11 protein-coding genes are annotated in these 9,521 nt (G+C 68.6%); 5 read left to right on the top strand and 6 right to left on the bottom strand.

Annotated features, from left to right (window positions below; genetic code table 11):
* The 5 genes from VFF46_RS03985 to VFF46_RS03965 all read right to left on the bottom strand — a co-directional run.
* The coding region (locus VFF46_RS03985) for a succinate dehydrogenase/fumarate reductase iron-sulfur subunit (protein ID WP_325035633.1) at positions 1-549 on the bottom strand (549 nt) is incomplete at its 3' end.
* Positions 546-2,423 carry a fumarate reductase/succinate dehydrogenase flavoprotein subunit gene (locus VFF46_RS03980; RefSeq protein WP_325035632.1) on the bottom strand — a complete coding sequence of 626 codons (1,878 nt, stop codon included), beginning with the start codon at positions 2,421-2,423 and terminating at the stop codon, positions 546-548. The genes VFF46_RS03980 and VFF46_RS03985, both read right to left, overlap by 4 nt.
* Positions 2,424-2,429: 6 nt before the next feature.
* The gene (locus tag VFF46_RS03975) at positions 2,430-3,230 is read right to left on the bottom strand and encodes a hypothetical protein (RefSeq protein WP_325035631.1); all 801 of its coding nucleotides are present in this window, start codon (positions 3,228-3,230) and stop codon (positions 2,430-2,432) included.
* A complete protein-coding gene (locus VFF46_RS03970) occupies positions 3,230-3,535 on the bottom strand; it encodes a hypothetical protein (RefSeq protein ID WP_325035630.1) in 306 nt (101 codons plus the stop codon). Before VFF46_RS03970 ends, VFF46_RS03975 begins: the two co-directional genes overlap by 1 nt.
* 107 nt (positions 3,536-3,642) lie before the next feature.
* On the bottom strand, positions 3,643-4,269 hold the full coding sequence (locus VFF46_RS03965) for a hypothetical protein (RefSeq protein ID WP_325035629.1): 627 nt from the start codon (positions 4,267-4,269) through the stop codon (positions 3,643-3,645).
* Between the two features lie 48 nt (positions 4,270-4,317).
* Here VFF46_RS03965 and VFF46_RS03960 point away from each other — a divergent pair, with 48 nt between their 5' ends.
* The 3 genes from VFF46_RS03960 to mshB all read left to right on the top strand — a co-directional run bounded on the left by VFF46_RS03960 (position 4,318) and on the right by mshB (position 6,094).
* The gene (locus VFF46_RS03960; RefSeq protein ID WP_325035628.1) at positions 4,318-4,686 is read left to right on the top strand and encodes a (deoxy)nucleoside triphosphate pyrophosphohydrolase; all 369 of its coding nucleotides are present in this window, start codon (positions 4,318-4,320) and stop codon (positions 4,684-4,686) included.
* A 179-nt stretch (positions 4,687-4,865) separates the two neighbouring features.
* Positions 4,866-5,135, top strand: a complete 270-nt coding sequence (locus tag VFF46_RS03955; protein WP_325035627.1) for a response regulator transcription factor — start codon at positions 4,866-4,868, stop codon at positions 5,133-5,135.
* Between the two features lie 47 nt (positions 5,136-5,182).
* Entirely contained in the window at positions 5,183-6,094 is a 912-nt protein-coding gene (gene mshB, locus VFF46_RS03950; protein WP_325035626.1) for an N-acetyl-1-D-myo-inositol-2-amino-2-deoxy-alpha-D-glucopyranoside deacetylase, read from the top strand.
* Here the strand turns inward: mshB and VFF46_RS03945 are convergent.
* A complete protein-coding gene (locus tag VFF46_RS03945; RefSeq protein ID WP_325035625.1) occupies positions 6,033-6,977 on the bottom strand; it encodes a DMT family transporter in 945 nt (314 codons plus the stop codon). The genes mshB and VFF46_RS03945 overlap by 62 nt on opposite strands.
* A 97-nt stretch (positions 6,978-7,074) precedes the next feature.
* Here VFF46_RS03945 and VFF46_RS03940 point away from each other — a divergent pair, with 97 nt between their 5' ends.
* The gene (locus VFF46_RS03940) at positions 7,075-7,593 is read left to right on the top strand and encodes a flavin reductase family protein (protein ID WP_325035624.1); all 519 of its coding nucleotides are present in this window, start codon (positions 7,075-7,077) and stop codon (positions 7,591-7,593) included.
* Positions 7,594-7,704: 111 nt separating this feature from the next.
* Positions 7,705-9,474: a VanW family protein gene (locus VFF46_RS03935; RefSeq protein WP_325035623.1), complete on the top strand. Its 1,770-nt coding sequence runs from the start codon at positions 7,705-7,707 to the stop codon at positions 9,472-9,474.
* Positions 9,475-9,521: the final 47 nt, after the last annotated feature.

Raw genomic sequence — 9,521 nt, 5'->3', positions numbered from 1 at the left:
CGGGTGCATGTCCAGCTCGGCGATCCGCATCAGGAACCGCGGACCGGAGAAGTTCTCCTTGTTCTCCTCGTGGTCCCGGATCACGTGGCAGGTGTTCTGGCACAGGAAGCACTCGATGCACTTGCGGAACTCCTGCGAGCGCTCCACGTCCTGCTGCTGCATCCGGTACTCGCCGGGCTTCAGGTCCGCCGGCGGCTTGAAGGCCGGTACCTCGCGGGCCTTCTGGTAGTTGTACGAGACGTCGGTGACCAGGTCCCGGATCACCGGGAAGGTACGCATCGGCGTGACCGTGACGACCTCGTCCTCCTCGAACGTGTTCATCCGGCACATGCACATCAGCTTCGGCATGCCGTTGATCTCGGCGCTGCAGGAGCCGCACTTGCCGGCCTTGCAGTTCCACCGGACCGCCATGTCCGGCGCCTGGGTGGCCTGCAGCCGGTGGATGACGTCGAGGACGACCTCGCCCTCGTTCACCTCGACCTCGTAGTCCTTCAGCTCGCCGCCGTCGGAGTCCCCGCGCCAGACGCGGAATTTCCCTTGATAGCTCATCTGGCCGGCAGCTCCTCGTCTGTCAGGTACTTCGAAAGCTCGTCGACCTCGAACAGCTCCAGCAGGTCCTCGCGCATCGGGATCTGCTGCTCCTCGGTGACGTTCACCGAGCCGTCGGCGTCGAGCGCGCAGACCAGCAGCTTCTTGCGCCACTCGGCGTTCATCACCGGGAAGTCGTCGCGGGTGTGACCGCCGCGCGACTCCTGCCGCAGCAGCGCCGCGCCCGCGACGCACTCGGACACCGTGAGCATGTTCCGCAGGTCGAGCGCCAGGTGCCAGCCGGGGTTGAACTGCCGGTGACCCTCGACCGTCATCTTCGCGATCCGGCTCCGGAACTCGGCCAGCCGGCCGAGCGCCTGCTCCATCTCGGCTTCCTTGCGGATGATGCCGACCAGGTCGTTCATCGACTGCTGGAGTTCCTGGTGGATGGTGTACGGGTTCTCGCCACCCTCCAGCTCGAACGGCGCCAGCGCCTCCGCGGCGGCCGCGTCCACGTCCGCCTCGGCGATCTTCGGCCGCGCCGGCAACGAGTCGACGTACGTCGCCGCGCCGAGGCCCGCGCGCCGCCCGAAGACCAGCAGGTCGGACAGCGAGTTGCCGCCGAGCCGGTTCGAGCCGTGCATCCCGCCGGCCACCTCACCGGCCGCGAACAGGCCGGGCACCTTCGAGGACGCGGTGTCCGGGTCGACCTCGACGCCACCCATCACGTAGTGACAGGTCGGGCCGACCTCCATCGGCTCCTTGGTGATGTCGACGTCGGCCAGTTCCTTGAACTGGTGGTGCATCGACGGCAGCCGCCGGGTGATCTCCTCGGCGGGGAGCCGGGTCGACACGTCCAGGAACACCCCACCGTGCGGCGTACCGCGGCCGGCCTTCACCTCGGAGTTGATCGCCCGGGCGACCTCGTCGCGGGGCAGCAACTCCGGTGGGCGCCGGTTGTTGTCGGCGTCCTTGTACCAGCGGTCGGCCTCTTCCTCGGTGTCCGCGTACTGCGCCCGGAACACGTCCGGCACGTACTCGAACATGAACCGCTTGCCCTCGGAGTTCTTCAGTACGCCGCCGTCGCCGCGGACCGACTCGGTGACCAGGATGCCCTTCACCGACGGCGGCCAGACCATGCCGGTCGGGTGGAACTGGATGAACTCCATGTTGATCAGCGTCGCGCCGGCCCGCATCGCCAGCGCGTGCCCGTCACCGGTGTACTCCCAGGAGTTCGAGGTGACCTTGAAGGACTTGCCGACGCCACCGGTCGCCAGTACGACGGCCGGCGCCTCGAACAGGATGAACCGCCCGGACTCCCGCCAGTACCCGAAGGCGCCGGAGATCGCGTCGCCGTCCTTCATGAGCTCGGTGATCGTGCACTCGGCGTACACCTTGAGGTTGGCCTCGTAGTCGCCGGTGGCCGCGAAGTCCTCCTGCTGCAGCGAGACGATCTTCTGCTGCAGGGTGCGGATCAGTTCCAGGCCGGTGCGGTCGCCGACGTGCGCGAGCCGCGGGTACGTGTGGCCGCCGAAGTTCCGCTGGCTGATCTTGCCGTCCGGCGTCCGGTCGAACAGCGCGCCGTACGTCTCCAGCTCCCAGACCCGGTCCGGGGCCTCCTGGGCGTGCAGCTCGGCCATCCGCCAGTTGTTCAGGAACTTCCCGCCGCGCATGGTGTCGCGGTAGTGGGTCTGCCAGTTGTCGTTGGAGTTCGCGTTGCCCATCGCGGCCGCGCAACCACCCTCGGCCATCACCGTGTGCGCCTTGCCGAACAGCGACTTGCAGATGATCGCGGTCTTCTTGCCCTGCTCACGGGCCTCGATCGCCGCCCGCAGACCGGCGCCGCCGGCCCCGATCACGACGACGTCGTACGAGTGTCGTTCCAGCTCAGTCATGAATCCTCAATTGATGAAGCGCAGGTCGGAGAACCATCCGGCGGAGACCGCCATGATGTAGAAGTCGGTCAGGATCACGGTGAACAGCGAGATCATCGCGAAGGTGCCGTGCCTCGGGTTCAGCTTGGACACGAAGGTCCAGTACCGGTAGCGCATCGGGTGCTTGGAGAAGTTCTTCAGGCGGCCGCCGACGATGTGCCGGCAGGCGTGGCAGGACAGCGTGTACAGCCACAGGCAGACCAGGTTGATCCAGATGATCAGCGTGCCGAGGCCGAAGCCGAAGCCGCCGCCCTTGCCGTGGAAGGCCTGGACGCCGTCGTAGATGTTCAGCAGGCCGAACAGCAGCGCACCGTAGAAGAAGTAGCGGTGCAGGTTCAGCGCGATCAGCGGGAACTTCCGCTCACCGGTGTACTGCTTGTGCGGCTCGGGCACCGCGCACGCGGCCGGCGCGAAGAACAGCGACCGGTAGCCCGCCTTGCGGTAGTAGTAGCAGGTCCCGCGGAAGCCGGCCAGGACCACGAACGTGATCAGGCTGAACGGCAGGAAGCGCGGGAAGTTGCCGAACCAGGTGCCGAGATGGCTCGAGCCCTGGACACAGCTGCTGGTCACACACGGCGAGTACAGCGGGGTGAGGTAGTGGTACGCGTCGACCCAGTACCACTTGTTCATGAAGATCCGGACCGTCGCGTAGACGATGAAGAACAGCAGGATCACGCCGATGCGCAACGGCGCGAGCCACCACTTGTCCGATCTTGCGGTCTTGAGGCCTACTTGAGCGCGGCCCGGTGCGCTTACTCCGGTAGTCATCAGGGGGCGTGCCTGTCCGGTGCGCCGAAGCCTTCGTGCTCCGCGTCGGTCCACATGGACGCGTCATACTCCACGTCGGGAATCTCCTCGAGTTCCTCCGGAACTGGTCCGGGCGTGTGCCTGGGGTCGGGCGGGCCGAGCTCTGCGAGATCGTCGCTCAGCCGGGCCACATCGGACACCAGGCGGCGGATGCCGAGGGTGTCACCGTACTCCTGGCTCAGCCGGCCGACGGCGGCGTGCAGCCCTTCGAGCGCGCGGGCGACTGCGGCAACCTCGCCTGACCCCGCATTGAATTCAGCGCTCATGCCGACTCCAGTAATGGTTGTGTAGCTGTCAGTATGGGCACACTTTGCCCCTGCCGAGCGCCCAACGGAAGACCCCTCGGTACGGCGTGTTTCCAGTTAGGCTTACCTCAGTTGCGACCCGCCGTCGGGTGGAGTAATGGAGCGAATCCGCCCTGCAACACAAGAAGATTCGCCGGTGGCGTCAGCGTCTCGACTTGATCAAGCCCGGCCGGTGCGAGCGGAGCGCCGTACCCGTCCCATGCCCACGGCAACACCCGGCCGCCGAGCACCAACGCCGGCGCCCCGTCGAACCGCACCATCGCCCCGTCGGGTAGTTCGGAGAGGTTCTGGATGGTGGTCCGTTGCCGCCGGGTCCGTCCTTCGACCCGCTGATGGTGCAGTACGGCGTCCAGCTCGGCCGCCCTCGGGCGCTCGGCCAGGGAGTTGGCGGCGGCCCAGGCTCCGGCGTACAGCAAGAAATCCCTGCGTCTGCAGTAATGGCAAGGCCGGTGCCCGGCCGCCAGCGCGACGGCCTCGTCGAAGAAGAACAGTGCGGTCCACCGCCCCGGCGGCATCGGGTCGCGCCGGATCCCCTTCCAGTCAAGGACGCAGCAGATCCACGCCTTCGAGCGCCAGCGGGTCGTGCCGAGCGTCCGGTCGGGACGGTGGATGCTGCCGCGGTTGCCCATCAGCAACCCGCGGCCGGCGTCGGCCACGATCTCCTGGGTGGGCAGAACCCTGTTCTGCAAGGGCATGACAGCATCGTGCCGCATGCCGTGGACAGTTTCTGGCAGAGTCGCGACGTGAAGACCGTTGTGGGAGTGGCAGTAACAGAGGACGGGCGGGTGCTCGCGGCGTACCGTCCTGGGCCTGAGGGCGGGTGGGAGTTCCCGGGCGGGAAGGTGGAGCCGGGGGAGACCGACGAACAGGCCGCCGTCCGGGAGATCCGTGAGGAACTGGACCTGGAGATCAAGGTCGGGGAGTCGCTCGGGCCGGCGGTGAACATCTCGTCCGAGTATCAGCTGCACGTCTATCTCGCGTCAGTGGTTTCGGGCGACCCGGTCCTGCGGGAACACTCTGAGCTGCGGTGGTTCGCCGCCGCCGAGCTGGACGAGGCGGGCTGGCTGGTCCCCGATCGGCCCTTCGTCCGGGAGCTCCGGGCCCGGCTCTGAGTGGCAGAAGTCACACTGCCCATCGCCGCCATTCGCTCACGCTGCGGAACTGTATGGGTCGTTTGTATGGGTTGTACCTGGTGAGCGATCCGGTCGCCGAACGAGAATCCTTGCCTGACTCTTGGGGAGGAGTGCGTATGTCGGTGTACCCGGCAGTTCCAGCGGTGCGGAGAGAGGCCATGTATGAGGCTGATGGCGCGCCGGAGGTGGTCTGCGAGGTGTACGAGCTCGGTTCGCACCGGCGGCACCCGGCCGCGGTCCGGGAGCTGACCAGCCGCCAGGTGGCGATCGGCCGGATGATGTCGACCGGCGCCAAGGACGCGGCGATCGCCCGCGAGCTCGGGCTCTCGCTGCGCACGGTGCGCGCGGAGATCAGCGCGCTGATCAAGGGCCTGGGCGCGAAGTCGCGGTTCCAGGCGGGCTGCCTGCTGGTCCGCCGGTTCGGCTGAGCGACCGGGCGCCGGAAACTGTCCGCGGGCCGACGTAGGCTTTCGGCATGGTTGAGCTTGCTGAGCGCCGGCTGCTGCTGGTGCACGCGCACCCCGACGACGAAACCATCAACAACGGTGTAACGATGGCGCGGTATGTGGCCGAGGGAGCGCACGTCACGCTGATCACCTGCACCCTCGGCGAAGAGGGCGAGGTGCTGGTCCCCGAGCTCGCGCACCTGGCCGCCGACCAGGACGACGGCCTCGGCCGGCACCGGATCGGCGAGCTGGCGAATGCGATGTCCGAGCTCGGCGTCACCGACCACCGGTTCCTCGGCGAGGCGGGCAAGTACCGCGACACCGGGATGATCTACAACGACCAGGGCAACGCCGACGTCCCGCCGGAGACCCGCAAGGACAGCTTCTGGCAGGCCGACCTGCTCGCCGCGGCGAACGACCTGGTCCCGGTGATCCGGGAGGTCCGCCCGCAGGTCCTGATCACCTACGACCAGTACGGCAACTACGGCCACCCCGACCACATCAAGGTGCACCGGGTCGCGACGTACGCCGCCGACCTGGCCGCCGCCCGGTCGTACCGGGAGGATCTCGGCGCGGCCTGGGACATCCCGAAGATCTACTGGACCGCGATGGCCGAGTCGCGGATGCGCGAGCAGCTGCGGGCGCTCCGGGACGCGGGCGACACCACGACCTTCGAGGGGATGGACCCGGACGGCCCGCTGCCGCCGATGATCACCCCCGACCGGCTGATCGACTGCGTGATCTCCGGCGAGGAGTTCCTCGACCGGAAGATGAACGCGATGAAGGCGCACGCCACCCAGATCACCGTCGACGGCCCGTTCTTCGCGCTGTCGAACAACAACGGCAACCAGATCTGGGCCTCCGAGCCGTACCGGCTGGTCAAGGGCACCGCCGCCCCGGACGCGGACGGCCTCGAGCACGACCTGTTCGCCGGACTCTGAGCCGGTTGCCGGAGAAGTAGGCGCCGGCCACGATCAGCACCGAGCCGATGAGTTGGAGCACGGTCGGCCGCTCGTGCAACACGACAGCGCTGAGCACGAGCGCGCCGACCGGCGTCAGCATCAGCAGGGCCGCGCCCACGTGACTCGGCAGCAGTGGTGAGTTGGTCGCGACGAGCAGCCAGCCGACCACGGTCCCGGCGACGGCGACACCGATCAGCCAGCCGATGACGCGGAGCCCGGGCGTCAGGTCGACGCCGTGCCACAGGGCTCCGCCGATCAGCGAGGCCACGCCGGCCGAGGCGATCACGACGAAGTAGTTCTGCACCGGCCGGCCGTTCGCGCCGTTGCGCCGGAGCAGATACAGGAAGACCGAATAGCAGGCGGCAGCCAGGACGGCGTGGATGGTGCCCGAGACCGGATTCGTTCCGGCCGCACCGCCGTCCACCAGCCCGGCGGTGAGTGCGACGCCGAGGAGCATCACCGGCACCCAGGCGACAAAGCGACGCGGTACGGTCTCGCCGTCGATCGCCCAGGCCAGCAGCGGTACGCCGACCACCTGGACGTTCACGACCACGGTCGACAGCCCCGCGCCGACCTCCTCGATCGCGCGCGTCCAGAACAGCATGTCGCCCGCGAAGAAGACACCGGCCAGCAGTGCGAGCAAGATCTGGTTCCGGTCGAGTGAGCGGTGCCGGCGCCGTTCGAGCGCCGCGACGACGGCGAGCAGCGGGAGCGACAGTACGCACCGGTAGAAGCTCGCGGTGCCGGGCGTCGTACGGGCCAGATCGATGAGTACCGACGACACCGACACGAACAGTGCGCCGACGCCGAGCCGAACCGCGGGCCCGCTTCGGTGCCCGAAGCTCTGCCGTTCGCCAACCATGGTGTCCGGGTACCCGGCTCCGCCGTGCCGATGCGGCGTGACCGGCTCCACACACCGGGTTGAGGCATCAACCTCTGACCGGGCATAACCTGCTGACGTGTCCTCGATCGAGCCCGGTGGGAGCGTGCCGTCCGCGGAGTTCCGTGCTGCGCTCGGGCGGTTCGCGTCCGGGATCACGATCATGAGCACGCTGCAGGACGGCGTCGCGCATGCGATGACCGCGAACGCGTTCACCTCGGTGTCGCTCGATCCGCCGCTGGTCCTGGTCTGTGTGGACAAGGGTGTCCGGATGCACGCCGCCGTACTGGACTGCGGGTACTGGGCGATCTCGGTGCTGTCCGGGGAACAGCGGCCGGTCGCGGAGCGGTTCGCCCGGTCGGGGCGGGACCTGTACAGCCAGTTCGACGGCATCGCCACGACGGCCGGCCCGAAGACCGGGTGCCCGACCGTCGACGGGGCGCTGTCCTGGCTCGAGTGCCGGACCTGGGCGACGTACGACGGGGGAGACCACACGATCGTGGTCGGTGAGGTGCTGAGCCTGGCGACCGGCGGGCCGGGGGATCCCGGAGTGCTGCTCTACTCGGCCGGTCACTACCGGAATCTGCCCGGAAACTGACCGTTGTCCCCGGGTGCCGACGGGCTGCCCCGAGGGGTGGTCAGGGCCGCTACGTCCCGTAGGATGTGCGCTTGTGCCCTGACCAGCGCTCGAGCAGGAGGACTCTGTCCGGTGGGGAGAAAGCAGCTCGCGGGGATCATCGCCGCCGCGGGGCTCGGTGTGATCGTGGTCGGGTACGGCGCCGCGTTCGCGTTCGCGGGCTCCAAGATTCCCGCCGACACGACCGTGCTCGGAATCCCGATCGGGGGCCTGTCGAAGGACGCCGCGCAGGCGAAGCTGACCGACGGCCTGAAGGACCGGGTGGCGGCGCCGATCGCGCTGACCGCCGGCGGGTCGAAGTTCCAGGTGGTACCGGCCGAGGCCGGGCTGTCCGTGGACGTCGGCAAGACCGTCGACGCGGCCGGCGCGGGCCGCAGCCTGGCGCCGGGCCGGATCTGGCACGCGCTCGCCGGTGGCGACGCGGTCGACCCGGTGGTGACCAAGGACGGCGGCAAGCTGAAGGCCGCCGTCGACAAGCTGGCCGGCCAGGTGAACCGCAAGGCCACTGAGGGCACGATCACGTTCAAGGGCACCCAACCGGTCAAGCACGAGCCCGCGGAGGGCCTGGAGCTGGACACCGCGAAGGCGGCCGACGCCGTGGTCGCGGCGTACCCGACGGACGGCAAGGCCAAGGAGCTGCCGGTCAGCACCACCAAGCCGCAGGCCGCCTCCGACGCGATCGACAAGGCCGTCCAGGACTTCGCCGAGCCGGCCATGGCCGGTCCGGTCCGGCTGACCGTCGGCTCGAAGTCGGTCGACCTGACCCCGGCCGAGCTCGCCCCGGCGCTGTCGGTCAGCGTGCAGGAGGGCAAGGTCATCCCGGCGCTGAACACCAAGGCCCTGGAGCCGGTGTTCCAGCAGCGGTTCAAGACCCTGGAGACGCTGCCGAAGGACGCGACGGTGCAGATCGTCGGCGCCGGGCCGAAGGTGGTCCCGGCGGTCGACGGGATGGTCGTCGACCGGGCGAAGGTCGGCGCCGCGATCCTGTCGGTGCTGCCGAAGCCGACCGGCGAGCGGCGGGCCGTCGTACCGCTGGTCGCGACCAAGGCGAAGTTCACCACCGCGCAGGCGACCGCGCTCGGGATCACCGAGAAGATGGGCGAGTTCCAGACCGAGTTCCCGGACGCGGCGTACCGCAACATCAACATCGGTACGGCGGCGCGGAAGATCAACGGGACGCTGTTGAAGCCGAACGAGACGTTCAGCCTGAACAAGATCGTCGGCGAGCGGACCAAGGAGAACGGGTTCACCGAGGGCTACATCATCAGCGGCGGGAAGTTCGAGAAAGACTTGGGCGGCGGGGTCTCGCAGTCGGCGACCACCACGTTCAACGCGGCCTTCTTCGCCGGGCTGAAACTCGTCGAGCACAAGGCGCACAGTGTCTACATCAGCCGGTACCCGGTCGGGCGGGAGGCGACCGTCGCCTGGCCGTCGCTGGACCTGAAGTTCCTGAACGACTCCGGCCACGGGGTGCTGGTGCAGACGGTCTTCAAGGCGTCCACGGCCGGCAGCAAGGGCAGCATCCGGGTGATCATCTGGGGCACGAAGGTCTGGGACGTCACCGCCGGGCAGTCCGGGAAGACGAACGTCCGGCAGCCCAAGGTCGTCTACAACACCGCCGCCAAGTGCGAGGCGCAGGCGCCGACCCCGGGCTTCGACATCACCATCTACCGGTACCTGGCGAAGAACGGCGTCCGGCAGAAGACCGAGTCGTTCGTCACGAAGTACAACGCGGCCGACGACATCCGCTGCGGCCCGAAGCCGGGCACCGTGACCCCACCGCCAGGCGCCACGACACCGCCACCCGGCACCGTAACCCCACCCGGCCGCAAGCCGAACTAGGTGGTGTCTGGTAATTCCCCGCCTACTGCGGGGCACCCGGCACGGCA

This window comes from Kribbella sp. (assembly GCF_035655035.1).
GTDB lineage: Bacteria > Actinomycetota > Actinomycetes > Propionibacteriales > Kribbellaceae > Kribbella.
This window is presented reverse-complemented; position numbering and strand designations above follow the sequence as displayed.

Coding starts and splice junctions, on each gene's coding strand:
- VFF46_RS03980 (WP_325035632.1), bottom strand. CDS start 2,423: ATGACTGAGCTGGAACGACACTCGTACGACGTCGTCGTGATCGGGGCC.
- VFF46_RS03975 (WP_325035631.1), bottom strand. CDS start 3,230: ATGACTACCGGAGTAAGCGCACCGGGCCGCGCTCAAGTAGGCCTCAAG.
- VFF46_RS03970 (WP_325035630.1), bottom strand. CDS start 3,535: ATGAGCGCTGAATTCAATGCGGGGTCAGGCGAGGTTGCCGCAGTCGCC.
- VFF46_RS03965 (WP_325035629.1), bottom strand. CDS start 4,269: ATGCCCTTGCAGAACAGGGTTCTGCCCACCCAGGAGATCGTGGCCGAC.
- VFF46_RS03955 (WP_325035627.1), top strand. CDS start 4,866: ATGTATGAGGCTGATGGCGCGCCGGAGGTGGTCTGCGAGGTGTACGAG.
- mshB (WP_325035626.1), top strand. CDS start 5,183: ATGGTTGAGCTTGCTGAGCGCCGGCTGCTGCTGGTGCACGCGCACCCC.
- VFF46_RS03945 (WP_325035625.1), bottom strand. CDS start 6,977: ATGGTTGGCGAACGGCAGAGCTTCGGGCACCGAAGCGGGCCCGCGGTT.